Below are 22,793 nucleotides of genomic sequence, written 5' to 3' on the forward strand. Positions count from 1 at the left end.
GAATCTCCAATCAATGCATTTGATCAGTTTCCGGCGGAATCTCGTTGTTACGTTCAGCGGCCTGCTGTCCCAATGCGGTCAGGAAAGAGCGGGATACGACTGATTCCGCATCTTTGCCTTCTAATGTCGTGCGCAGATCTTCGGTGGGATTTGGTAGCAGCCAGTTGGCCACGGATCCAAAGTCCGCGTAGATTCCCGGAAAGTGAGCATGCAAAAGTGACAGGATCCGGGAGGGTGTGGAAACGGTAGTTTCTGCTTTGCCGGTTTTTATCGCCGAGATTATTTTTCGGGCGGCTCGATCTGCATTCATTGAAATAAGGGGTGCGGATGCCATCAACGAGAACCAGGCATGCTCTTTTTTGAATTGCCCTTTTACTCTGGCGTTGCGGGCGGAACCGGTACGCATCAATCCTGGGCAAACTGTGGTGACGTAAATTCCCAGGGGCATGAGTTCCAGTCGCAGACTTTCAGAATATCCGCGCAAGGCAAATTTGCCGGTGCAGTAGGCCGCGTGGTGGGGGACGGGAACCAAGCCGCCGATAGAGGAGATGTTCACAATTCGTGAGCCTTTTTGCAGATGCGGAAGACAGGCCCTGTTCATGTAGTAGGGTGCCCAAAAATGAATGTCCAGGGAGTCCTCAAAATCCTTTTTGGTGGTATTCTGAATCGGACTGGTGGAAATGATTCCGGCATTGTTTACGACGATATCGATTTTACCGAAGTAGCGAATTATGGAGGACACCGCCTGATTTACATCATGGGGTTTGGTGCAGTCGCACTCCAGGGTCAGCACCTCGGCGCCCGGAGCGGCAAGCTCTATCATTTTTTTAGCGCGGGCCAGCTCCTCATTGTCTCGGGCCAGCAGTGCCACTGAAGCTCCCTGTCGGGCGAACTCCTTGGCCAAAACCAAACCCAGCCCCCGAGATCCTCCGGTTATTGCAGCCACTGATCTTTTGATAGGGCGATAGCGGAATTGGTCTCGCAAAACCGAGTAGGCGAATCCACCCAGTAAACTCCATGAAAGATTTTTTAAGAGTGATCTGGTGACAGAACTCATAGGCACCTCTTTGACCCTATTCTAGAAGACGCAGGCGAGGTGCACAGATCCAGTGCAGGAAAGCAAATTCCCGCTTAAAGGCGGGAATTTGCTCATCGATAAATTTCAGAAGAATGAAGTCTTAGAGTTTGGAAAGAAGGTTGCCCAACAGTGAACCGACGATTGTCGTCACCACACTGGCAGCAGGGGACGAGGCTCCCGCAATTTTAATCCCACCCATTAGAGCAGTTAGTAAAGTTTGTTTCAGTGCTGATGAACCGGAGCCACTGCCGACGATAGAACTCAAACCAGAGTTAGAGCCGGATGTGAATGCGGCAATCAGATTCTGTAGAGTCGTGGAAGCATTGTTGGAAACTCCAAGTTTAGCAATCAATTGATCCAAGCCGGGCAGGGATCCAGAACCCAAGCTGCCAAGAATGGTTTGCAAAACAGATGAGGAGTTGCCCAGGTTACCAAGACCCAGCACGGAACCTTTAGCAAGGCTTTCGACCACAGTCGCCAAGCTGCTTACATCAAAATCCTTACCACTTAGTTTACCAAGGATAGCTTGGATAATTGTGTTTGCTGCAGTGGCTTGGCTGCTGGAGCCGATGCCTGCCAATTTTAAATTAGAGAACAACGCTGAAGTCACCTTTTGAATCAAGGCCGTTGAAACCTCGTCTTCAGAAAGATTCACCAGTGAGTTCAGTGTACTGTCGCCAATCAAACCCAGAATATTGGATTTGTTAACCAGATCTGAAATATTCAAAGTGCCGACACCAGTGGTCGCGCCTTGAATAAGCACAGGAATGATTGCAGAAAGGTTGTTGCTGTTTCCAAGATTTGCTGATTCAAGTGCAGTCTGCGCACTTGCTATAATTGCTGCAATTTGTGTTGCTGACAGTTTACCAGCAGCTTGCACTTTCAGTTGTTCCTGCAGATCGCTGACCATGGATTGTGAAGCGACTTTGGGAGTTGATACAGTGGGGGTGCTTTGGGCACCTTGTGACGAACTATCGGCAGAGGAACGTTCTAAAGTTTCAAAGTTACTGCCGCAGCCAATCAAACTTGTCGTAAGAGTCAGCGCCAACAGTGAAGTGATTAATCTCATGGGTCCTCCGGTTATTTGGTCCAGAAACAGAATAGTTCGATTCATGAAAAATAAAAATGGGCAGAACCTCGACAAAAAGGTCCTGTAAAAAGCCGTGACGAAAAGCAGAATTGTTTTTGGCGGGATTGTTCACATTTGAAGTGAATCGTGGAGTTTCTGTTTTTTCCTTTTTCACTTTCTATCCACATTCCGTGCAGGGCGCGCGTGAATCCGAGAAACTGGATAGAAAATAAATTCTCAATAGGGGACGATACTGCTGATAATCACGGAGTTTTGCCTTCGTTATTTCCCCATGCTGTGGCGGAATCGATTCAACGGAGGGGATAAATGCCAAGATCTACAAGTCCACATACTGCGAAAGAAGACCGTATGGCCAAACATATTATGGATAGCGAGAAAGCGTCCGGAAAATCAGCCAAGCGCTCTGAGGAGATAGCCTGGGCCACGGTAAATAAAAAGCGAGCCGAGAGCGGCTCTGGTAAAAAGAAGTCGCGGTCGAAAACCAAGAAGCACTAAATAAAAAAGGGCTCCGATATTATCGGGGCCCTTCGATTTAAAATGAATTTTTATTATCTATTGCAGTTTTCCAGGCGTTTATTCTGAACCGTAATCGGACGTTCTTTGCGGTGGTCCCATACGTCGTAAGTGTACTGCGTGTAAGTATCATCCAATTTCACACTGCGGATGACTGATTTGGAGCAAACCGGGCGGGTGGAGTCATTGCGATTCCATTGAACGCAAATGGCTTTGTCTGCAACCATAGGCACAGCAATTTCTTGTTCTGGTGCCTGAACTTTAAGGGAGTTCGTGTCCTGTTCGATGCAAACTTTCTCGCGAACGATTTCACCCTGCTGAGGGATATAAGGGTTGGCAGATCGATTATAAATGATTTCAGTCGCAGCTGAGGCGAAAATGGGTGCCATAAGCAATATAGACAGGAACAGTTTCATCTGAGCCCCCTTAGGGTGTTATTGGAAGCCATAGTTTTGACATATATGTTCTGACCAAACAAGAGACGCTTGCTGAAAACCTTTCACAAGGTTTGTGAAAATCCCGCAAAATTGCCGAAGTCCTCGTTTTTTAAGGTATATATTAGGCCCATATGACAAAGGCTGAAATCCTTAAATACAAAGACTACAGGCAGTTTCTGGCGGACTACAACGCTTGGAAGAGCCAGAATAAAGTAGGTTGGAGTCTGACTGTGTGGACCCGTCAGTTGGGTCTTTCGCATCCGTCAGCTTTGTCGATGATCCTGAATCGCAAGCGCCATATCGGCGATAAACTTGCGGAATCCATCTCAGAATATTTTGATTTCAATGAAGGCGAGAAATCCCATTTTTCGAACCTGGTGAAGTACGAAAAGTCCATTGATAGCAATCATCTTCGCATCATGGTATTGAATCAGCTTCAAGGGGAGAAGAATCACGCCATTGCACGCTTCGTTCTGAATGAAGGCAATAAGCTGCAAAACATTGAAAGCCGTGAGGCCTTGGCGAAACTGCTTTCGCCTATCCTTGGGCTGAACAGTGATGAAGTGATTGCCCTGGAGTCCAGAACTCCAGAATCACCGGATCCCAAAGCCATGCACCAGGAAATTGTCAAAATTCTGGAGCGTTCGTACGATGTGGTGCCAAAATCCCAACGCCAATACTCGGCAACATTCATGCGTATGAAGTCTGAACGAATGCAGGAAGCTATTGATAAGCTTCGCGCATTCCAAAAAGAGTTTATTGCAGAATTCGACTGCGAAGATGCGAATACGCTGGTTTGTTTCCAGAACTCGCTCTTTTCAATGCTTAATGAACAGAGCGCGGAAACAAATCCAGAGCTTCCACACAACAAAAAAAATTAGTCGCTGCCGCAGTCATCTTCCCATGCAGCCGTCATGGTGCAGGTCGGATTGTTGGCGATTCCACCGTTGCCATTTTTATTTATCGTGCACGAGATGTCCTTGGCGGATTGATTTACATGCCCGGTCGTCGCATCTTGCATCACGTCCATTTCGTCCAGAGTTTCAAACAAAGCCATGGCCGTTACGGGTCCCACGGCCGCAGGCGGCTTACATTCGTATGCTGGCATTAAGTCTGGCTGAACGGCGCGGTTGGTTTGTGTGCATTTAAGTTCTGTGATGGTCCAAGTGGTATCACCCCCGCTAAAAGTTTTTTTAGCGATGGGTGAGTTTTTTAGTATATATGCCAAAGTAACTGCATCATCACCTTTGAAAGTTTTAGGTAACATGTCCCCACAGGCCGCGGACACAGTTTCAGTGATAAGCAATAGACCCACGCAACCCAGAACAGCTTTATTGAACATAAAATCTCCTTTGGAATAGCAGTCATCTTATAGCTCCCATTTACGACATTTCAGTCCAGTGCCGAGAAAACATATTTGGTGGATGGCGGGGTAAGTGATGTAATTGAAGGATATGAAATCAAAAATTGTGTGGGCTTTTGTCGGTTTGGTTTTTGCGTGTGAAGTTACACGTGCTCAAGACGTAATATCTGATCTGGTTGCCAAAGGGCCGCCGGATAAAATTGCAGATGATAAAATGAAAGTTGAAAGGAAAGTTTGCAAAGGAAGTAAATCCTATCCTGTGCATCTGACTTTTGATGATGGGCCGGATTTGGAACATACACCGCAAATCCTTGATGTGCTGAAACGCAATGGTATCAAAGCAACTTTCTTTATATCTGCTGACAAGTTGGTTGAAGGAAAGCCCCAGGAGATTGCCGCTCGTAAGGCTTTGATTGAAAGAGCCAGAAATGAAGGGCACACCATCGGATCCCATTCATTTGAACATATTGAACATGCCAATGCAGAAACGACGTCTCGTCAAAAAATGCTGGGGAATCTGAATAAAGCTTTCACTGAGATGGACAAGTTGAATTTGCCAAAGCCGATGCCATTTCGATTTCCATATGGAAGCTCATGGATTTTTGATTCTGTGAAGGCCAATCAGGACCTGGCAAATGGTGCGATGGTGGCCATCAAGCGTGCAGGTTATTATCCCCTGCATTGGGATGTCGATACGAATGACTGGAGTAAAATCAAACGTAAAGCGCTGCCTGTCTCAGCCCTGGAACAGATTTGTGAAAGGCATGGTGGTGTTGTTCTGATGCACGATGTGCATCAATGGACTGCTGACAATTTGCCAGCTCTAATCGAATCCATTCATCTTTCGGGTCATAAACTGGTTTCTGAGGCAGAGATTATCAAATACTCCGAAAACGACTCCACGCGGCCTCTTGCCTCAGTTGCGGAACGACTGGGTGGCGGTCAGGATTGTGTCTATAGAGGGGGCCATCTTGATAGGGCCGGTACAAAATGTCATACTGGCAGTACAGATTCACGCACAAAGAATGGGGTTCAATAATGAAAAGTCTGCTTTCGGGTCTTCTTATTTTACTTGCAGGTCTTCAGGCTCAGGCCACGGCGGTAATTCAGTCCGCTTCCAATATTCATAATGGTAAAGTCGTGGTGGCTGTTGATATCACAGATCCAGCGCGCCGGGTATTTATGGAAGTGGATGCGAAGACGGGTAAAAAAGAGAGCTTGGGTTTCCCCAATGATCTGGTCTCTGAAGATATTATGGCGGTGATCTCATTACCTGAATATGTCGTGGTTCTGTCCCAGTGGACTGCGGGTGATGGTAAAAAGCCAAAGGTTCATGAGTACGTCAGGGGTTCGAAAATCTGGATGGCGGCGGGGGAGTTAAACTGTCTGTCTTTTGATCAAATTGAAATCGAAAAATCTGAATTGCGTGTGCAGTGCGCAGACGAAAACAAAGAAGGCACCTTGGTGGGCCCAGTCAAGATGGCCCTGGATTTCAAGTCCAAGACCGCTGTAAAGGCGACGTTGCCAATTCAGGAGTCGTCAGCAGGGCCCGTCAGCTTCGCGCTTAAAGGTGGCTCTATGTTCAAATGGGCGGCTTTGGATTTAAAGTCAGGAAAGGCGAAAAAGACATATACGGCTGAGGATCTGTCACTATCCTCGGATGCCAAAATCAAAAAGACGATCAAAATCAAAGAAACGATCGGCCCCGTAGAGTAGTTCAATAAAAGAATGTAGAAATAAAAAAAGCCATCCTCATCGGATGGCTTTTTTTATTTAGAAGAATCTGTAACCCAGGTGTATCGCCAGATTTCTATCTGAAAAGAAAGCTCGTCTATAAACCGGAACTTTGTAAGAGTCCTCCGGGAAGTAAAGCATCTTGGTTTCGATATCACCCACAAAATTTGTTCCCGTAAAATTGCGGGAATCCATACGGAAATCATAAGGGGCAGAGACATTCGAATAGCGTGGGCCAAACAGACCTCTTTGGTTTTCAACTGCATACTGGCTGGCGCTGCTATAGGCGGCGATCAGGCCCTTATCAAACGGATAGATAAAGTACAGGTATCCCCAGCCTTCTTTTAGAATCTCCAGATTGATCTCGACGTTATTGTAAAAGACCCGGCCCAAGATGCGGTTGTGCTTGTCATGGCCGTTATCGTCGTAAACCACAGTGATCTGACTGCCTGGAGGCACAAGCCCCGCAACGAAGTCACGCGCCACGTAGGCGGACTCACCCTGAGTGTTTCCAAAGTAATCCACTTCCGGAGTATCAACCCCCAGGAAGCGAACTTTGTACTTCTGTGAACCGGATTGCACGTTGAGTGTGTCACCGTCGTGAACATTAGTGACAGTGCCTTGAATAGTGTAGGCATGACCTAAAAGGGGCAGGGAAAGCAGGAGCGATAAAAGCAGATTAAATGACTTCATGGGGTCCTTTTATCAATTCCCGGCAGAGGAGCCTATGTGAACTCCTCCCTTGGAAAAAATTGCTGGACCGTATGATTAATGGACAGCTCTATTCGACGATATCGAGGTAGACCGAGCGATCCAGGAACGGGAAGACAGGCACTGTATTAAAGACTTCATCATATGAGAATTTGAACTTGTTCAAACTCATGATGGAGACCTCGGCAATAACAGTTCCAGAAACATTGCCTTCGTAGCGACTGTGAATCAAAGGCGCATTCAGAAGGATTCTTTCGAAGGAGACGTTGCGACCTTCCGTGCGGCAGGCAGCATCGTACAAGGCGCCCTTTTTAGCTTCGATCAAAGCCGCTTCCGCAAGGACTGTGTCACCGAAAGCCTTGGGATTTGCAGAGGCTCTGATAAAGTTACCCGGCACCGTCCAGAACGAAGAGTAACGGTTCACCAGTGAAGAAGTGCCGTAACCCGCAGTGTTCGTCGCATAGTTGTCAGTCGTATTACAGAAGTTGCCGTTCTTTTTAACGGTACCCAAGCCCAAGCTGATGGACTTGCTGCTGGTGATTTGCAGATTGCGGGAGGAATCAGTGTTGGCGTAATTGATTGCGCCATAGATGAACACTGAGCCCATCACATACAGTCGGCAGCCAGTTTTAGAGTTCAAAGTCAGATTTTCCAATAGCAGAGGACCACGAACTGCAACGTCGCCCTCACAATTAAGTGTGCCGCTGTTTTGAAAGAAGTCTCCTTCGTCTTTAAGACCCGACAAAGCCACGGATGTGTCAGCATCCTTAAAATATTTAAAGCGTTCAGTGGCCGTTAGCTGAAATGCACTGGAAATGTTCGCATCGGTCGGCGCACCGATGTACACGCTTTTCTTTTCAAGAACCTGTGCGCCCTTGGAGGTTGCATAGGCGGAGTTCGCAAGTTGTGACTTTAAGTAAGCTGCCAAGGTGCCGGCGCCAGCTTGAGTTGCGATCGCGGAAGGCAGAGGTGCCTGTGGAACGATAATGGATTTATCCGCTGGCATGGCCACGGTATAAAAGTTTTTGCCGTGGTCGCCGTAAACGGAGCCACTGGTCCAAGTGATATTAGAAGGTGAGCCCTGAGCCATGAAGTAGCTGGAGCCGTAACCAAAATCAGTGATGATGTTTGAAGCCACCTGTGCATGACATTGGATGCAGCCCATTCCGCGAATTGCCAGGGCCGGCTTGAATGTCTGGAATGCATTACCGACACTCGCTTTGATTTTGAATTGAATTGCCACACCCTCTTTGTCGGTGACCGTCACCAGGATGTTGTCAGTTCCGCGGAAGCCATAGTTGGGCGTGTATTTGAAATTATAAGTGGCGGCGTCAATGATCTCGATCTTGCCGTTTAGGGCCGCCCCGGAGTTGATGGTCAAAAAGGTGATTTTATCGGCCACTGGTGCCGAGGTTTTATCCGCCTGAAACTCGATGGCGGTATTCATTTTGGTTTCGATCAACAAGTCAGGAATGGATTTGGGTTCTCCACCTGCAGAGATCGTTTTACTTGCCAGGCTTGCAAAGTGAGCTTGAGGCGCGCAGTTTTGAAACGTAACGATCAGGGCACTACCAGCCAAGATGAATCCAAGCAGTCTCATTTTCATACGATGTATTCCCCCAACCCCACGTACTACAACGGAGTCACTGAATCTAAATGCAATTTTGTTACCATGTTAAATCGATCAGGCAGGTGCTGGCGTTCAGAATTTTAGACAGTGTCTGTCAGGTGATCATTTCTAGGCTTAGGGCGAGAGCGGGGAAACTGTGAGGTTTACAATAGTCTGGTCCTTCCAACAGTTTTGTGTGTCTGAACATTTTCAAAGCTATTAATATTAAGGAACACAATGAAAAATGAGTCCATGGGGGAAAAACATGCGTTTTAGTCTGGTATCACTGTGTCTCGTGCCATTGGCATTTGCAGCTTGTAAGTCTCAACAGGAAGTAACGGAGAGGGTGCCAGCAGCGGCAAGCTATGTGGATCCTCAATATTATGACTATCAAGCTTTGTTCGCAGAGGCTCTGACTTTCCGGGCAAAAGCTTTGCAGTTTGCTCAAGAGAAAAAAATGAATGAACGCAGTGATGTGAGCTTTAGCCGCTCCGAAGGGGAGTGGGTGCGCCAAATGGGTGCGGACTACCTTGTGACTCGCAAAAAGCTTTTGGATTATACTCTTCCAGTGGCTTCTAATTTCGCCAGCCCAAATCAAGTCAAACTGACTCCTTACCTGGGCACGAAGAACGAAGTAAAAGAACGTGTTCGTCCAAAGGATGTTTGGGAGAAATACCAAATTCTGAGCATTGACCCTAAAGACCCTCAAGGTGAAAAAGAAATCTTCAAAACTCAAATGGCATTGGCATCTGCGCTGATCCTGATGGACAACTTCCTGGTCGCAATCCAGCCATACAATAATATTGATTCCATTCGCTATGTGTTGAATTACGACGTCCAGCAGAAGAAAGCCCTGCAGCAGGTTGCTGACAGTTATACAAATCGTGAGCGTCGTGATCAGATCCGTACTGCAATTGAGTTCGTTGATGGCGTGATGGCGTGGCGTCGTGCTCAAGGCGTTGCAACCAGTCCTGAAGAAGCCAACCTTTACGGCATGATTCAATCCAGTATCTGGTATGTGGCAGTGAAGAATAATAAAGAGGGCTCCACCTTTGAAGATGCGGTTGCAAATTTGTGGAATCGACTGACTTCCCGAGGCAAGCGCGGAGCGCGAGTTGTGTCCTATGGTGTGAGTATGGGTTTTGGTAACATGGTGGGTCTGGTTGAGACTCGTAAAGGTTATCTGTACAACATGTCCTTGAATGAAAAGAACAAGCTTATCGCAGAAATGAAACCATTGGACATTTTGATGGAAAAAACGCCATTCCGCCTGACCGACAAAATGATTCCAGGTCACTACGGGCACGTTGCGATTTGGCTGGGTACTGAGCAACAACTGAAGGACCTGAGAGTTTGGGACCAAATTCCAAGCAAAGTGCAGGCTAAGATTCGTTCGGGCCACAGAATTGTCGAGGCCTTGCGCCCGGGAGTTGAGATCAATTCGTTGGATCATTTCCTGAACATCGACGATTTCCTGGTTGTTCGTGATAACCGTTCAAATATTACTGACGAGTATCGCAGAAAAGCGATCCTTCAGGCGGTTGCGCAAATCGGTAAAGAATACGACTTTAACTTTGACGTGCATACACACACTCGCATTGTTTGCTCGGAGATCGCTTACGTGGTTTTCGACGATGTGAAGTGGCCACTTGCGAACACTTTGATGCGTTATACGATCAGTCCTGACAACGTTGCGCAGTTGGCAGTAGGCAATCAAAGAATGTTTGATCCCGTGATCATGTATTACGGCGGTCGCCGTGTTTATAAGGATCTGCCACATTCACTTGAGTTGTTGTTGAAGGCAGATGATGCATCCTACGCTGAGTTTTCAAGATTCCAGGGAATCTAGGGGTTCACTTTGAAAAAGCCGTTGATCTTAAGTTTGTGCGCTGCCGTTCTGGCAGTGCACTGTTCGCATAAAGAGGTTCGTAAGCCAAGCAGTTTACCCAATATCTTCACCGAGAGGGAAACCCAGGCACTGGGGCAGATCCTTGGAGGTGACTCACCGACGGAGAAATTCCGTCGTGTCATGGCGGTCGACTTTAATACCAACGGCGATGCTAAGTATCTTTCTGAAAATGCACGCAAATCCATTCAGACTGCGATTGCTGAAACACTGGGGGAGGAAAATCCCCAGCAGGGACTGGCCAAGCTGGCTCTGGGAAATGTCAAAACAGAAGTTGTTGAAAACTTCATCAAGACTTTAAAAGTCTACAAGCTGGTCAACCTGGGGTTGCAGTTTGATCTGAACTTCGCTCCAAAACCGTATTCCGCAACGTTTGCGCCCGAGCTGTCCAGCAATCAACTGGTTCGCTTGGACGATTTGGGACAGCTAAGTAAGAAATGGGAATTGGATGAGTCGCAGGGATTCACCAATCAGATTTATGCGAATTCCTCATTGGTGGGCAAAGCTGAGGATGCAGACTACATAGGCGGTCAGGTCAGCATCTTTGTGGAAATTTTGGATACCAAGCCTAAGCTGGGTCTTCCGAAAATCACTAAGAATGGTGTGAAGGGCTACATCCGATATCGTCGATACTTCCGTTTAAATTCGACAGTGAGTGCTGGAAATTGTAACGGCTTTTCCAGTGCAGTTACATCCGGTGCCGGTGTGCCGGTGTTTTATACTGTCGATCTTTACAAGAACTTCAATCTTAAGAATTTGATTCCAACAGAGGAAACTCTTGAGATCTATCCAGGAATTGTCGCGGCCACTCAAGAGGGGCGTCCGGAGTTGCAACCGGAATCGAGCGAAAAGTATCAGTCTATTTCAACCATGCGCTATCACGTGAGCCAAAAGAAAATGGTGGCTCATACCGACTTCGTGGTGAAGAAAATGGTTTACGATTTGAAAAATCGCAAGTTCGACGTCGAACGCAGCGAAATTGAAGTGAGTTCTTTCCGGTCTCTGGCCAAGAATCCCAGACCGAGTGAAGAGTCCGAAGCCAAATCGGCGGCTCGCCGCGAATTTTTTGGCAAGTGTCAGGGAGTATTGGAAAAGCAACTGATGCTGAATCAAGTGATCCCAGGGGGCATACTATGATGAAGGCGGGCGTACTTGGTGTCGCATTGTTAATGGCCTCTCCGGTCTTCGCACAGGCGACGCAAGTCTCTTTGAAAGAACGCATCGATGTCATGGACTACTATAAGCAGAATCACGACGTGATGTTTTCGGCAGAAGCATGTCGTCGTCCTGAAACGCTGTTAAGCGAGATACGAAAACTTACAGCGAAGGATCAGGAACAGGCCATCTCGTTCGTAAAGAAGGTTGAAGGTCAGGTCCCGGAGAAGATTCTGTTGCCACTGGTGTATTGGAAATTCATCAAGCCGCAACCCGCGAATGAACAGAAGGTATTGAAATATTGGTTGCAAACCCGCATTCAGGCGCTTCGCGATTATGCGGATCATCCACTCAAAAAGAACCGCCAGTCTCAAGAGCAGGCCCGTGGTTTGGCCCTCAGCTATTCCCGTACGGGGAGCCTGAGCATCGCTTCAACACAGTTGCTGGAAAATTTGAAAACGCGATTCCCCGAGATGGACATGTACAGCCTGGTCGCAGGTGGATTTGTCGCAGGGAATGTGGTGGAGCTGGTCAGTCATAACACGGTTTCCCCCGAGCACATTGACTGGTTCAATGAACGCTCCATTTTTAACGGCGGCAAACTGGATTTCACGAAACCTTATATGAAAATGCCAATGTCTGAAAAGGACGAGGGTCATCCCGCCTTTAAAGACCCGATGTTTGCGCGCATTCGTGACATGATTGCCAGCAGTCAGCAGAGTATCTTCATTGATATCTTTCTGTTTGGTGGAACGATGGGTGGAACATTAAGCAAGTTCTTATTGGATCAGACGTCCCTGAAGTTGAAAGCAAACCCGAATTTCAAGGTCCTTTTGCTTCATGACTTTGCCACAAACTACAATATGAAAGACGAAATGATGCCGATCTTTCAATATTTGAAGGATCGTGTTGCCGCGGATCCGGCATTGCGCCCGGCTGTTGTCCTGTTGCAGGCAAATATTCAGCGTCACCCACCGGGGATTCCATTTGGTATAACGAATCTGGTTCCTAAAACGGATGAAACCTTCAAGGCCCTGGAAAAACGCAATACCTATTATGAATCCAAAATCGATCACAGTAAGGTGATTGTAGTCGATGCCGAAGGCGATGCGCCTCAGGCTTACTTTGGCTCCAAGAACTGGTCCGATCACAGTGGTGGCTACTACTATGACAATGCCTTGTATGTGAAGGGACCGGCAGCGGCCTTGGTGCAGGCAGCTTATTACGATGACGTGGATGCGGCACTGACGACAAATCAGCAGGAAAGAAAATGGTTCTATTATAAAGAACAAGGTTTCTCCAATGAGGCCTATCTGTCCCAGCGTGAAAAGATTTTGAGTTGGTTCAAAGTTAAGAGAACAAGTTACCCGATAGTGGGGAACCAAGTGGTGCGATTGGCGGAAGCCAATGTTGATGGAAAGATCAAAGACGTTCGCAACATGCTGGTTGATATGATTTCCAAAGCGGAAAAAAATATCTACATGGAGCAATTGTTCATTTACGACCCTTACATCAACGATGCCCTGATGAAAAGAAAGTCCCAGGTGCCATCACTGAAAATCAGAATCCTGGCAGATCACAACGGAAACTTCGACATGGGTGGATTGCCTAATACGCTTTACCTTGAGCAGTTGATGGAGCACGGGGTGGAAGTGAAGGCTCGTAAAACTCTGGGATCTGAGGCGCGCTTTCCGAATGGGAAAACCCAGGTTTACCATCAGGAGAACCATCGCAAGATCACATCGATTGACGGCAAAACGATGATGATTGGATCGTCCAATCTGAATCCGGATACTTTGCAGGGCAGCTTCCGTGAATTTGGTGCGCAAATTTTCGATACGAAAGAGATTTCGCGCTTTGAACAGGAATTCCTGGCGGCATGGAATGACAAATCGCAAACCGGGCCTTTCTTTGAAGGGCAGTTGCAGTTGAAAGTTCTGGGGCAGGGGCTGACAGTGGAGCAGTCGAAGTTATTAAATGACCTGGGTGCGGCGATTTTCAGAGCCAAAGACGATATCGAAAAACGATAATTCTAAAAGACGTCCCCGGTTATTTGCCGGGGATGGACAAGACTTCTATTTTTACCTGATCCACACCTTTTTGAATCATGCCCAATTCCTTGGCGGCAGCTTCTGATACATCAACAATGCGACCTTTTTTGAACGGTCCGCGATCATTAACTCTGACTGTGGTTGATTTGCCCGAAGTCAGGCTTGTTACTTTGATCATGGAGCCCATGGGCAGGGTGCGGTGTGCCGCCGTTAGCTCTTTCATATTAAAAGTCTCACCACTGGCCGTGCGGTTGCCGTTGTGACTCTCGCCATACCATGAGGCTTTACCCTGGGCTGTGCTGCCAACACGCAGAGGGTGGGCGCAGCTGGGAAGGCTGAATCCCACAGTTAAAAGTATAATGAAAATACGTCGGGCCATTTGCATAATATCTTATCGGTACCATGGCTAAGTTGCTTGAAGATACTGGACGATAGCTCGGAATTTGATGGCAAGTGTTGTCTATAAGCACCACTCGTGTGAAGAAAGCTACAGTTCCGAAGCCCCACAACGCGCAGCCCTTGATTGCACAAATTAATTTCTTGGAGGAAAATCATAGGGGTACAGGAGATTTCATATGAGCATTCAACAAGTTCCATTTATTACTTTGAACCGTTTTGAACCTGGTTTCCGCGATGAATTTTTGGCAGGCGTTGCCAACCTTTTTGATAAAACTCAATTCGTTGGTGGTCCGATCGTTGGCGAGATGGAAGCCAATTTGGCAACTTACACTAAATCCAAACACGCTATCGGTTGTGCGAACGGCACTGATGCGATTCAAATCGCACTTCGCGCTGTGGGTGTTGAAAAGAACGATAAAGTTCTGGTTCCGGATATGACTTTCTGGGCGACATTCGAAGCTGTTGTGAATGTTGGGGCAAATCCTGTGACTGTGGACGTGAACAAACAATTCTGTCACTGGGACCTTGCAACTTTCAAACAAGCGGTCACACAATTCAAACCTAAAGCGGCTATCATGGTTCACCTTTACGGTTGGGTGACTCCTGAAACAATGGAGATCAGAAAGTTTGCGAAAGAAAACGGCGTAGTGCTGATCGAAGACGGTGCTCAGTGTTTTGGTACTGAGATCGACGGTCAATCTGTTGTGGGTACGGCTGAAATCGCGACTACCAGCTTTTATCCAGCGAAAGTTTTGGGCGCTTCCGGTGACGCCGGCGCTATCTTTACTGGCAACGATACTTACGCAAAGAATTGCCGTACATTGATCAATCATGGTCGTACGGATCACTACTCTCACGGTATGATCGGTTGGAATTCCCGTATCGGTGCCTATGAGTCCTTGTTCCTGAACATGTCTTTGAAACACATTGATGCACGTATCAAATCCCGTATGAACGCGGTTAAGTTTTACGAGGAGTCATTGCAAGGCTTGCCGCTAAAACCAGTTCGCGCGGCTGCGAATGTAAAAGAGAATGGTTACTGTGCAGTGGCGATGATTGAGCCATCTTTGCGTTCGGCTTTGATTGAAAACTTGAAAAAAGCCAACGTGGGTTACGGCACAATCTATCCAGGCGCGATGAGCCTGCAATCCGGTGCTCAAGGTCACTTGGCGGGCAAAATTGATAATGGCAATGCTCACTACATCTCTCAAGCTGTATTGAACCTTCCATGCTTTGCTTATATCACGCCAGAAGAACTTCAGTACGTAGTGGACGTTGTTAAAAAGAGCTTCTAGTTCTGATTTTAACATCAATGCAAAACAAGAAAGCCGGGCAAAAACCCGGCTTTTTGTTATTGATTCGTGACACAGCACTTCATAAAAACATCCCCGAATGCGCTGCATTCTTCAGGGTTTCCGTTGTGACTTCAAGGGCTTATGGTTAGGCTTTTGGGCGAGGGGGACTCATGAGATTTTTACTTTCTTTAATTACTGTAATGACGGTTTCTTCACTTGCGCAAGCATTGCCATTGCCGTTTCCAAAAGGACAACAGCAGTTGCTTTCATTGCCAGCGAACTTTACAGCTGAATACAACTTCGAAGCGATTGTTGGTTTGGATAACTGTTCTGGTTCATTGATTCGTTTCGAAAACTCTCGCGACACTGACAACGCGATGGTTATGACAAACGGTCACTGCCTGGAAGTCGGCTTTCCGAAACCAGGAACTTTCGTTTATGGCAAACCAAGCCGTCGTACTTTCAAATTGTTCAACGCAGGAATGCAGGTTGTGGGTCGTTTGACTGCGAACACAATCATTTACGGAACTATGACTAAAACAGACATGGCGATCTATAAGTTGAATGAAACTTATGGTGAGATCGTTTCCAAGTACGCGGTGAACGCGATGACTTTGGCTTCTCAACGTCCGACTGAAAGAACTCAGATCGAAGTGATCTCTGGTTACTGGAAGCGTGGCTACGCTTGTGAGATCGAAGCTTTCATCCCACAATTGAAGGAAGCTGGCTACACTTGGGAAGATTCTATTCGCTATTCTCGTCCGGGCTGCCAAGTGATCGGTGGAACTTCAGGTTCTCCAATCGTTCAAAAAGGCACTCGCACAGTTATCGGTATCAACAACACTGGCAACGAATCCGGTTATATGTGTGAGATGAACAATCCATGCGAAGTGGATAAAGACGGTAACCAAAAAGCATATCGTGGTTACTCTTACGGTGAGCAAACTTATTGGGTTTACTCTTGCTTGAACCAAAACAACGAGATCGACGTTAACGTTCCAGGCTGCCAACTATTCCACTAGTCGGCTGCTTGTTTCTTCGGATACAGGTCTTCGGTATTTACGTTATTTTTTCTGGGAGCACGTTTGTGCTCCTTTTTTTTTGCCGGTCGATCCCATTCGTCTTCGCCGCGCAAACGGCTGATCGTCAGCTCATCCATCTCTTTGATATATTCATAAGACTTAACAACGGCATCTTTGATTTGACGTAAAATCCGCATGGGGCTTGGTTCTCCCGTAAGTGGTGGAATCACTATTGTAGAATAGCAATTCCACCCTGCGGGATTTTTAATGTTCAACCGGACCTAGATCAGGCTTTCAAAGTGAGAAATTTTTGATTTAACCACGTCGATGGACTTTTGCCAGAAGGCAGGCTTGGTGATGTCCTCGCCCAAGTGTTTCATAATCAGGTCTTCGGCTGTCATACGGCCCGTGTCGCGCAAGATAGCCTTGTACTTGTCCATAAAGCCTGCGCCCAATTCCTGACGGCGGGCATAGATGCTTAAAGAGAACAAATAACCAAATGTGTAAGGGAAATTATAGAAGCTTAATCCCGCAATATGGAAGTGCAGCTTATGCGCCCAGAAAAGCTCGTCGGCGCCTTCAGTGCTATCACCATACCACTCGGTCCAAACTGTTTTCATCAGCTCACGCAGTTCCTTGGCGCTCAGTGTGCGCTCTTTGCGTGCTTCATAAAAGCGACTTTCAAATTCATAGCGAACCGGGATGTTGATCAGGAAAGCCATCGCGCCCTCCAAATCACCCCAGGCGTTCTCGATTTTTTCTTCGCGTGATTTGGCTTGAGTCATCAAAGCATCACCCAATACGGTTTCAGCAAAGACGCTCGCCGTTTCGGCCAAGGTCATCGGATAGTTTTGTTCACCCAAGGACATGTCGCGCATGACCCAGGAATGGAAGCCATGGCCCAGCTCGTGCGCGAGTGTGCCAATGTCGCTGTTGGAGCCCATATACGTCATGTAAACCCGAGGCTCCTGGTTTTTCAAAAAGCCAGTGCAGTAAGCTCCCGTGCGCTTGTTGGGAAGAATTCTTCCCTCAATCCATTTCTTATCAACCATCATCTGAACGAAATCAGCCATTTCACTGGAGACGTGGGCAAAAGCATCACGGACGATCTTCGCACCTTGCTCAAAGGGAATAGCAGCAGGTGACGCCGCAATAGGGCTTGGTGCCATCTGGTCCCATAGTTCCAAGCGGTCTTTCTTCATGAGTTTAGCCATCAGGTGGCCGGCTTTGCGAATGTCCTGCGTGTTGCTTTTGCAGGCGGAGATCATCGCATCCAATGTTTGTTGCGAAATACGGTTGTTGGAAAGGGGATCGTTCATGAATGTCATGGGCTGAAAGTGAGAGCGCTTCTCCGCCATTTCCAAACGCCAACCCGCCAGCGCATTAACGATGGCGGCAGCACTGTGCTGGTGCTCGTTCCACGCCTCCTGAATGCCCAGCCACGCGACTTTGCGATCCAACTCGCTGGCCGTTTTGGTCAGGGCACTGGCTTTGGCCAGACCCACGGTTTCAGTGCGATCCGGATATTTCAGTTGCACCCGAATATTGCCGCTAAGTTCGTCGTAAAGCTCGCCCCATGCAGAATGACCTGAGACCTCAAGTCCTTTCAGCAGGGTTTCCTCTGATTCAGGAAGGCTGAATTGAACTTTTTTGCGCTCTTGTTCAAAGGAAAAACGAAATGGCGCGATCTGCTCATGATTCAATAATTTATTAAATACATCCTCTTGGCAGTGTTGAACGAAAAGTTGCACCGGAACCATCGCCTGAGAATACTTGGAAAAGAAAATCTCAATTTCAGAACTTTTGGTTTTTGCTTCCTGGTTGGTGGAGTCCACAGACATACTGCAGGAAAGCCAGCTGTTGATAGTGCTGGCCAAAACTGCAATCTTGAGGTCCAGCATTAGAATGTTTTGGAGCTGAGAGATGGTTTTGTCCGTCGGGTTTGCGAACTGCGATTTGATCTCTACAATATTTTTTTGCAGGGATTCAAGATCCGAATGGATCGAATTCCAGTCTGCTTGAAACTCTTTGGAAGTGATCGAAGGGTAAACTGATTCAATATCCCAGGTAGGTCCGTTCATTAGTTGTTCTCTTTCTTCATGAGGTCGACATAAGAGTTTACGAGTTTTTCAAAGGAATGAAGTCTGATGACTTGCAACAGGTCGTCGCTGGCATCCTGCTGACCATGCCATAGTCCAATTCGATTGGCGATATACAAGGACATTTCCTGACCGTCGCGGATGTTGTCGGCGTTTTCGAAATCCAAAAATGGATTCAAGCGGGCGCGCATCAGGAACTGGCCGGCCGGGCCAGCCACGATTTTGTAGGGGCCGTACGCAGTGTTTGCCGGACGATAGATCTGTGCCACGTGCGGAAAACGCTCCACCGGTGTACCTTGATACCGGTAATAGGAAGTTGCCGCTTCCTTCTCGAGTTTGAATTCGATGATGTGTCGTTTTTGATTTCTTTCGATCAAATACCAAAAGCGTGGAAGTCCACTGCTGCCACCACCGTGTTTGGTTTTATAGCCAATATCCAAAATCTGATAACCCGCCATGGAGGCTTCAAAGTATCCACGGGCTTGGTTGAACAGTTGTTGGACTTCTGACGGTGCGTGGGAAAGGGCCGTCAAGTTTGCCTTTTCAGAAAAGCGATTCTGTGAGGTCATTTTATCAAGGTACTTCTCTTGGCGGGCGTGATAGTCCGCCTCGCTGTGCTCGAGGGCGTCCTGCAACACTGCGGGCTCGCTCATTTGCATGCCCTTCAGACCCTGCACGTAAGCATCAAAGATTTTATTCAGGGAGATTTTAAATGGGGAGACCTGGTTGCCAGCTGCATAGCGGATCAGATCCCCTGCGAGCGGGGCATTCGGGCCGCCGTCATCAATGTCAATCAATGCGAATTCCCGGCCGCCGTTGGCCAATTGCACGTCGCCAAAATTCAGGATGTGGGCGTCACCGACGACCACCCCGGAGGGGTTTAGCATTTCAGAGTGTTGGGTCTTAAGCCAATACCAAAAGTGCGGAGCATTGGCGCGGAAAGCACCGAACAGGTCATCTTCCTGATGCCAGTCCGCACTTCGAGCAGGGTCAAAGTTATCAGAGGCTAATGCTGGGGCTCCAGCAAACAATGATAGTGCAAGTGTCAGTAGAAGGGATTTCATGGGGCCAAATTTAACAAAGCGGCTATTCGAACACAATAGGGGGGCGTGGATTAAATCTATGATGGAAATCATTTCTTACAGGAACGTCAATTGTGAGTGGGGACGGAGTCGGTGATAGTGGCTGTTTAAACAAAGGAGACAGTATGAGGCAGCAGATTTTGGCTCTGGGATTGGTTTTATATGCCTGTGTGGCAGGGGCTGGCGTAAAGGATTTGGAAGTCTTAAATACCAAGGATTTTTTGAAAAAAATACTGCCGACGGGCTGTCAACCCAAGGGCGCGAAAGTGGCGCCAGACGGACGTTACCTTTACCTGGCTGAAATGTGCGGGAAGATCGATCCAAAAACCAAGAAGCGGGTTCCGACGGCCTCGATTTATGATCTGGAAAAGCTGACCTTGGAAAAAACCCTGATCACGCCGGTCGGGATGCGCAAAGGTATTCTTGCCAACACGGAAGTCGATTTTTCGTTCGACGGAAAATGGGCTTTGATTGCGCGCGCCGAAGGGGACGAGGGTTCAGAGATCTACAAGGATCAAGGCATGGTGACCGTCGTAAATACCCGAACTCAAAAGATTGCGAAGTACATTCCAACTTACGGTCAGGGAGCGAAAATTATCGCCACACGACCTGCGTTGACTCGCGTTCGCAATCCTCAGCAAATCGTTTATGTCGCCAACTATTTTTCGGATGACATCAGCGTGATCGATATCACCAGCTTGGCGGACGATGGAAAACTAAAAGGCGACAAGCACTATATAAAGAAAATCGATTTAAAAACGCACTTCACTCCACCAGTGAACCATGGATATAAAATTGCGCCCAGAGGAGTTGCCTTCACTCCTGATGGTGGGCGCGCCTTGGTGTTGAACACAGAATCAGGAAGTATCTTTGTGGTGGACTCCATCAATCACAGACAACTTGCAGAGCTGGCTCCCATTAGCAAGGAGCTTGCAGGGCGCGAGTTGAATGTGCGCCACATTGTGACCACAAAAGACGGCGAGTGGGCTTATCTAAGTCACATGCGCGGTAATGCGGTTTCCAGAATCAGTATGAAAAAGCTAAACCAGATTGTCGATGCTTTGCCAGAGCCAGGGCCCCAGGTGGTTTTGCCGGAATCAACTTGGAATGAGTTGTTGGTTCCATTTGAAACAACGTCTGGCCCGCAAAAGATTCTGGTTATCGAAGACTATCCTAAGGATCATCCGAATTTCCCGAATAAGAAGTGGCCACTGACTCATCCGAACACCATCGTTCTTGATCCGATTTCAAATCGCTATCTGTATGTTTCGTCACGAACCACGTCAACGGTAGGGGATGCAACAGTGGATTCAAGGATTATGGGTAAGATTGATATTATCGACACCGTGAACGGTTCTATTGTCTTCTCGTTGGTGGGGGGATCACAGCCGACGGCCTTAGAGGTCTCGCCCGATGGGAAAACTCTGATTTCGAGCGCACTCATTGGCGCGAAATTGTACTTCTATGATATCGGCAAGCTGCTACGCCTTTACGAGCGATAACGAAAAAGGTCCCGGAAGGGACCTTTTTTTATTGAGCACATTCAATATTTTCAGTGGGCAATGACGGCTTTAGCTGCGTGATCTTTGCAGTTCTGCCTTTGCTTGGATCAAAGGGCTTGGTCACCAAGACTTGGTATTGCCAGCTTTTGAACTCCAGGTTCTCGGAAGTCGCGTTCAGATAAGCGCGAACAGGTTCTTTGGACAAAATCAAATTATCGATCATCACAAGCCACGTGGTGGCTTGAAACTCTCGCCCGTCCTTCAGTGTGCAATTGACGAAATTGCCATCGGCATCGGTCGAAAGGTCGTCGGGGCTGATGTCGGTTTCGCCAGGTGCCGCAAAACTGAGCGAGGCTGCGAAGGTTAGGGTAATAAGGGCAATTATGAATTTCATTCACGCACTCCCGTTGGTGGGTATGTTTCTTTATAATTCAGATGGTTTTTCTAAGCTAGAAATTAATAACAACATGCGTTAATGGGCAAAATTTTCGGGGCATAGGCTTGGATTTTAGAAATCAATTTGCTAGTTTGTGCCCCTTCGGCGATATTATCGCCAAGTGGTTCCGTAGCTCAGCTGGATAGAGCATCTCCCTTCTAAGGAGAGGGTCGTACGTTCGAGTCGTACCGGAATCACCATTTTAAAAAGCCCCATTGCAGGGGCTTTTTGTTTTTCTAGCGCATTAAACCGGTAGTCTTAGTGGAGTTTGCGGGTCAATTTATTCTGACAGAATAAATTTACTTAATGGGTCTGTTTTAAGTTCTAAATATTTTGGAAGCATGGATTTTATAATTTGATCCACCTTTTGATAGGCGCTGTGTTCGCCGATTCCCAAATCTGAGTTTTGAATGTGCCATAAAATCGAATTCCATTGAGTGAAATAATATAAAGAGCAATCGTCTTGAATGTCGGACTGATGAAACTGTTCAATAGTTCTTCCGATTTCATCCAAAAGGATCTTAGCCTCTGTTGATACGTCTCTTTTCTTATTTAATGAAATGGCCTGCAGCTGTTTCTGAATGGATTTGATACCTTCGTATAGTGCACCCATTTCGCATTTTTTGTTCAGACTTTTAAAATTGGTATCGCAACTATAGTACTTGATATTGCGATCTTCCCTGAAGATGTCACCGGCATAATGCGAATTTTGAATGTTGCTGATAGAGTAGTAAGTATATGGCAAAAATGTCTTACGATATTCCTGGCTAAACTTTTCGACTGCATAGAGGGCAGTTGGGGATCCTTTTTCAAAAATATTTTCATTTTCGAGCATGACCACTGCATGCGCCATGGACTTTTCAAAAATCGAATTAGGAACGGCGACGATTAGAATGTCACCAGGCGCGGGCTTCTTTTGGTTTTCATGACAGGAATAAGCCAGATAATATTTTAGTTCCATTGTGCTAGATTGATAAAGATAGTCAGTGAATCCGCTGATATATGAAGCAGCATTGTAGCAGTTGGGACCGTTGTGATAGGTTTGCTGGTCGACTAGATTTTGGATTCTTTGGCTTTGAATTTCACTTAGCGTTGCCAGCGAGCTTTCGGAAAAAATGAAAAAGGACATGGCTACGCCAATAGCTGTGATGAGCTTTTTAGCTGCTAATAGTCTATTTATGCAGAGCTTCGGCATGACTTCCTCTGTAGTCTTAAAGCTAGCAGGAAGAATGCCAGCTCTACGAGGACGACGAAGCTTTGAGGGCGCCTCGAGCAGGAATTGTCATCAGGGTGGATAAATCATTCGCGTAT

The 22,793-nt window shown here is 47.2% G+C and carries 22 protein-coding genes and 1 tRNA gene; 11 read left to right on the forward strand and 12 right to left on the reverse strand.

Annotated elements, in window-relative coordinates; translation table 11 throughout:
- Nucleotides 1-10 precede the first annotated feature (10 nt).
- Nucleotides 11-1,057 carry an SDR family NAD(P)-dependent oxidoreductase gene (locus tag AAAA73_RS14080; protein ID WP_340599106.1) on the reverse strand — a complete coding sequence of 349 codons (1,047 nt, stop codon included), beginning with the start codon at nucleotides 1,055-1,057 and terminating at the stop codon, nucleotides 11-13.
- 121 nt (nucleotides 1,058-1,178) lie between these two features.
- Nucleotides 1,179-2,147 carry a hypothetical protein gene (locus tag AAAA73_RS14085; RefSeq protein ID WP_340599107.1) on the reverse strand — a complete coding sequence of 323 codons (969 nt, stop codon included), beginning with the start codon at nucleotides 2,145-2,147 and terminating at the stop codon, nucleotides 1,179-1,181.
- A 327-nt stretch (nucleotides 2,148-2,474) separates the two neighbouring features.
- Here AAAA73_RS14085 and AAAA73_RS14090 point away from each other — a divergent pair, with 327 nt between their 5' ends.
- Nucleotides 2,475-2,663 (forward strand): hypothetical protein, encoded by a 189-nt coding sequence (locus tag AAAA73_RS14090; protein ID WP_340599108.1) that lies wholly within the window; start codon nucleotides 2,475-2,477, stop codon nucleotides 2,661-2,663.
- Between the two features lie 53 nt (nucleotides 2,664-2,716).
- Here AAAA73_RS14090 and AAAA73_RS14095 read toward each other — a convergent pair whose 3' ends face one another.
- Nucleotides 2,717-3,097 (reverse strand): hypothetical protein, encoded by a 381-nt coding sequence (locus tag AAAA73_RS14095; RefSeq protein WP_340599109.1) that lies wholly within the window; start codon nucleotides 3,095-3,097, stop codon nucleotides 2,717-2,719.
- 152 nt (nucleotides 3,098-3,249) lie between these two features.
- On the opposite strand from AAAA73_RS14095, the gene AAAA73_RS14100 reads away from it, so the two are divergent.
- Nucleotides 3,250-3,999, forward strand: a complete 750-nt coding sequence (locus tag AAAA73_RS14100) for a TIGR02147 family protein (protein ID WP_340599110.1) — start codon at nucleotides 3,250-3,252, stop codon at nucleotides 3,997-3,999.
- On the opposite strand, the gene AAAA73_RS14105 is transcribed toward AAAA73_RS14100, so the two are convergent.
- A complete protein-coding gene (locus AAAA73_RS14105) occupies nucleotides 3,996-4,460 on the reverse strand; it encodes a hypothetical protein (RefSeq protein ID WP_340599111.1) in 465 nt (154 codons plus the stop codon). The genes AAAA73_RS14100 and AAAA73_RS14105 overlap by 4 nt on opposite strands.
- A 112-nt stretch (nucleotides 4,461-4,572) precedes the next feature.
- On the opposite strand from AAAA73_RS14105, the gene AAAA73_RS14110 reads away from it, so the two are divergent.
- Nucleotides 4,573-5,520, forward strand: coding sequence for a polysaccharide deacetylase family protein (locus AAAA73_RS14110; protein ID WP_340599112.1), 948 nt, complete (start codon nucleotides 4,573-4,575; stop codon nucleotides 5,518-5,520).
- Nucleotides 5,520-6,197 carry a hypothetical protein gene (locus tag AAAA73_RS14115; RefSeq protein WP_340599113.1) on the forward strand — a complete coding sequence of 226 codons (678 nt, stop codon included), beginning with the start codon at nucleotides 5,520-5,522 and terminating at the stop codon, nucleotides 6,195-6,197. Before AAAA73_RS14110 ends, AAAA73_RS14115 begins: the two co-directional genes overlap by 1 nt.
- A 57-nt stretch (nucleotides 6,198-6,254) precedes the next feature.
- On the opposite strand, the gene AAAA73_RS14120 is transcribed toward AAAA73_RS14115, so the two are convergent.
- Together AAAA73_RS14120 and AAAA73_RS14125 are read right to left on the reverse strand one after the other, a co-directional pair.
- A complete protein-coding gene (locus tag AAAA73_RS14120) occupies nucleotides 6,255-6,908 on the reverse strand; it encodes a thermonuclease family protein (RefSeq protein ID WP_340599114.1) in 654 nt (217 codons plus the stop codon).
- An 88-nt stretch (nucleotides 6,909-6,996) separates the two neighbouring features.
- Nucleotides 6,997-8,532, reverse strand: a complete 1,536-nt coding sequence (locus AAAA73_RS14125; protein ID WP_340599115.1) for an Ig-like domain-containing protein — start codon at nucleotides 8,530-8,532, stop codon at nucleotides 6,997-6,999.
- 268 nt (nucleotides 8,533-8,800) lie between these two features.
- Here AAAA73_RS14125 and AAAA73_RS14130 point away from each other — a divergent pair, with 268 nt between their 5' ends.
- From AAAA73_RS14130 to AAAA73_RS14140, 3 genes are read left to right on the forward strand one after another with little or no spacing between them, the layout of a single operon-like run.
- On the forward strand, nucleotides 8,801-10,384 hold the full coding sequence (locus AAAA73_RS14130) for a YiiX/YebB-like N1pC/P60 family cysteine hydrolase (protein ID WP_340599116.1): 1,584 nt from the start codon (nucleotides 8,801-8,803) through the stop codon (nucleotides 10,382-10,384).
- A gap of 9 nt (nucleotides 10,385-10,393) precedes the next feature.
- Nucleotides 10,394-11,578, forward strand: a complete 1,185-nt coding sequence (locus AAAA73_RS14135) for a hypothetical protein (RefSeq protein WP_340599117.1) — start codon at nucleotides 10,394-10,396, stop codon at nucleotides 11,576-11,578.
- The gene (locus AAAA73_RS14140) at nucleotides 11,575-13,626 is read left to right on the forward strand and encodes a phospholipase D-like domain-containing protein (protein ID WP_340599118.1); all 2,052 of its coding nucleotides are present in this window, start codon (nucleotides 11,575-11,577) and stop codon (nucleotides 13,624-13,626) included. The genes AAAA73_RS14135 and AAAA73_RS14140 overlap by 4 nt, the downstream gene beginning before the upstream one ends.
- A 19-nt stretch (nucleotides 13,627-13,645) precedes the next feature.
- Here AAAA73_RS14140 and AAAA73_RS14145 read toward each other — a convergent pair whose 3' ends face one another.
- Nucleotides 13,646-14,026, reverse strand: a complete 381-nt coding sequence (locus AAAA73_RS14145) for a septal ring lytic transglycosylase RlpA family protein (protein ID WP_340599119.1) — start codon at nucleotides 14,024-14,026, stop codon at nucleotides 13,646-13,648.
- A gap of 196 nt (nucleotides 14,027-14,222) precedes the next feature.
- Between AAAA73_RS14145 and AAAA73_RS14150 the strand changes: the two genes are divergently transcribed.
- Nucleotides 14,223-15,341 (forward strand): DegT/DnrJ/EryC1/StrS family aminotransferase, encoded by a 1,119-nt coding sequence (locus AAAA73_RS14150; protein ID WP_340599120.1) that lies wholly within the window; start codon nucleotides 14,223-14,225, stop codon nucleotides 15,339-15,341.
- A gap of 170 nt (nucleotides 15,342-15,511) precedes the next feature.
- Nucleotides 15,512-16,363 (forward strand): trypsin-like serine peptidase, encoded by an 852-nt coding sequence (locus AAAA73_RS14155; RefSeq protein ID WP_340599121.1) that lies wholly within the window; start codon nucleotides 15,512-15,514, stop codon nucleotides 16,361-16,363.
- Here AAAA73_RS14155 and AAAA73_RS14160 read toward each other — a convergent pair.
- The 3 genes from AAAA73_RS14160 to AAAA73_RS14170 form a co-directional block, all read right to left on the reverse strand.
- On the reverse strand, nucleotides 16,360-16,560 hold the full coding sequence (locus tag AAAA73_RS14160; protein ID WP_340599122.1) for a hypothetical protein: 201 nt from the start codon (nucleotides 16,558-16,560) through the stop codon (nucleotides 16,360-16,362). The genes AAAA73_RS14155 and AAAA73_RS14160 overlap by 4 nt on opposite strands.
- A gap of 84 nt (nucleotides 16,561-16,644) precedes the next feature.
- A complete protein-coding gene (locus AAAA73_RS14165) occupies nucleotides 16,645-18,444 on the reverse strand; it encodes a M3 family oligoendopeptidase (protein ID WP_340599123.1) in 1,800 nt (599 codons plus the stop codon).
- Nucleotides 18,444-19,526: a DUF2252 family protein gene (locus AAAA73_RS14170; protein ID WP_340599124.1), complete on the reverse strand. Its 1,083-nt coding sequence runs from the start codon at nucleotides 19,524-19,526 to the stop codon at nucleotides 18,444-18,446. Before AAAA73_RS14170 ends, AAAA73_RS14165 begins: the two co-directional genes overlap by 1 nt.
- A gap of 143 nt (nucleotides 19,527-19,669) precedes the next feature.
- Between AAAA73_RS14170 and AAAA73_RS14175 the strand changes: the two genes are divergently transcribed.
- Nucleotides 19,670-21,046 carry a YncE family protein gene (locus AAAA73_RS14175; protein ID WP_340599125.1) on the forward strand — a complete coding sequence of 459 codons (1,377 nt, stop codon included), beginning with the start codon at nucleotides 19,670-19,672 and terminating at the stop codon, nucleotides 21,044-21,046.
- Between the two features lie 28 nt (nucleotides 21,047-21,074).
- Here the strand turns inward: AAAA73_RS14175 and AAAA73_RS14180 are convergent, their stop codons facing one another.
- The gene (locus AAAA73_RS14180) at nucleotides 21,075-21,440 is read right to left on the reverse strand and encodes a hypothetical protein (RefSeq protein WP_340599126.1); all 366 of its coding nucleotides are present in this window, start codon (nucleotides 21,438-21,440) and stop codon (nucleotides 21,075-21,077) included.
- Nucleotides 21,441-21,605: 165 nt separating this feature from the next.
- Between AAAA73_RS14180 and AAAA73_RS14185 the strand changes: the two genes are divergently transcribed.
- Nucleotides 21,606-21,682 (forward strand) — tRNA-Arg (locus AAAA73_RS14185).
- 80 nt (nucleotides 21,683-21,762) lie between these two features.
- Here AAAA73_RS14185 and AAAA73_RS14190 read toward each other — a convergent pair.
- Complete coding sequence (locus tag AAAA73_RS14190) at nucleotides 21,763-22,677, reverse strand: hypothetical protein (protein WP_340599127.1); 915 nt, start codon at nucleotides 22,675-22,677, stop codon at nucleotides 21,763-21,765.
- Nucleotides 22,678-22,793: the final 116 nt, after the last annotated feature.

Origin of the sequence: Bdellovibrio sp. GT3 (assembly GCF_037996765.1) — a bacterium.
GTDB lineage: Bacteria > Bdellovibrionota > Bdellovibrionia > Bdellovibrionales > Bdellovibrionaceae > Bdellovibrio.

Bases quoted from the DNA above. Each gene is read 5' to 3' on its own strand.
- AAAA73_RS14080 (WP_340599106.1), bottom strand. From the start codon at position 1,057: ATGAGTTCTGTCACCAGATCACTCTTAAAAAATCTTTCATGGAGTTTA.
- AAAA73_RS14085 (WP_340599107.1), bottom strand. From the start codon at position 2,147: ATGAGATTAATCACTTCACTGTTGGCGCTGACTCTTACGACAAGTTTG.
- AAAA73_RS14090 (WP_340599108.1), top strand. From the start codon at position 2,475: ATGCCAAGATCTACAAGTCCACATACTGCGAAAGAAGACCGTATGGCC.
- AAAA73_RS14095 (WP_340599109.1), bottom strand. From the start codon at position 3,097: ATGAAACTGTTCCTGTCTATATTGCTTATGGCACCCATTTTCGCCTCA.
- AAAA73_RS14100 (WP_340599110.1), top strand. From the start codon at position 3,250: ATGACAAAGGCTGAAATCCTTAAATACAAAGACTACAGGCAGTTTCTG.
- AAAA73_RS14105 (WP_340599111.1), bottom strand. From the start codon at position 4,460: ATGTTCAATAAAGCTGTTCTGGGTTGCGTGGGTCTATTGCTTATCACT.
- AAAA73_RS14110 (WP_340599112.1), top strand. From the start codon at position 4,573: ATGAAATCAAAAATTGTGTGGGCTTTTGTCGGTTTGGTTTTTGCGTGT.
- AAAA73_RS14115 (WP_340599113.1), top strand. From the start codon at position 5,520: ATGAAAAGTCTGCTTTCGGGTCTTCTTATTTTACTTGCAGGTCTTCAG.
- AAAA73_RS14120 (WP_340599114.1), bottom strand. From the start codon at position 6,908: ATGAAGTCATTTAATCTGCTTTTATCGCTCCTGCTTTCCCTGCCCCTT.
- AAAA73_RS14125 (WP_340599115.1), bottom strand. From the start codon at position 8,532: ATGAAAATGAGACTGCTTGGATTCATCTTGGCTGGTAGTGCCCTGATC.
- AAAA73_RS14130 (WP_340599116.1), top strand. From the start codon at position 8,801: ATGCGTTTTAGTCTGGTATCACTGTGTCTCGTGCCATTGGCATTTGCA.
- AAAA73_RS14140 (WP_340599118.1), top strand. From the start codon at position 11,575: ATGATGAAGGCGGGCGTACTTGGTGTCGCATTGTTAATGGCCTCTCCG.
- AAAA73_RS14145 (WP_340599119.1), bottom strand. From the start codon at position 14,026: ATGGCCCGACGTATTTTCATTATACTTTTAACTGTGGGATTCAGCCTT.
- AAAA73_RS14150 (WP_340599120.1), top strand. From the start codon at position 14,223: ATGAGCATTCAACAAGTTCCATTTATTACTTTGAACCGTTTTGAACCT.
- AAAA73_RS14155 (WP_340599121.1), top strand. From the start codon at position 15,512: ATGAGATTTTTACTTTCTTTAATTACTGTAATGACGGTTTCTTCACTT.
- AAAA73_RS14160 (WP_340599122.1), bottom strand. From the start codon at position 16,560: ATGCGGATTTTACGTCAAATCAAAGATGCCGTTGTTAAGTCTTATGAA.
- AAAA73_RS14165 (WP_340599123.1), bottom strand. From the start codon at position 18,444: ATGAACGGACCTACCTGGGATATTGAATCAGTTTACCCTTCGATCACT.
- AAAA73_RS14170 (WP_340599124.1), bottom strand. From the start codon at position 19,526: ATGAAATCCCTTCTACTGACACTTGCACTATCATTGTTTGCTGGAGCC.
- AAAA73_RS14175 (WP_340599125.1), top strand. From the start codon at position 19,670: ATGAGGCAGCAGATTTTGGCTCTGGGATTGGTTTTATATGCCTGTGTG.
- AAAA73_RS14180 (WP_340599126.1), bottom strand. From the start codon at position 21,440: ATGAAATTCATAATTGCCCTTATTACCCTAACCTTCGCAGCCTCGCTC.
- AAAA73_RS14190 (WP_340599127.1), bottom strand. From the start codon at position 22,677: ATGCCGAAGCTCTGCATAAATAGACTATTAGCAGCTAAAAAGCTCATC.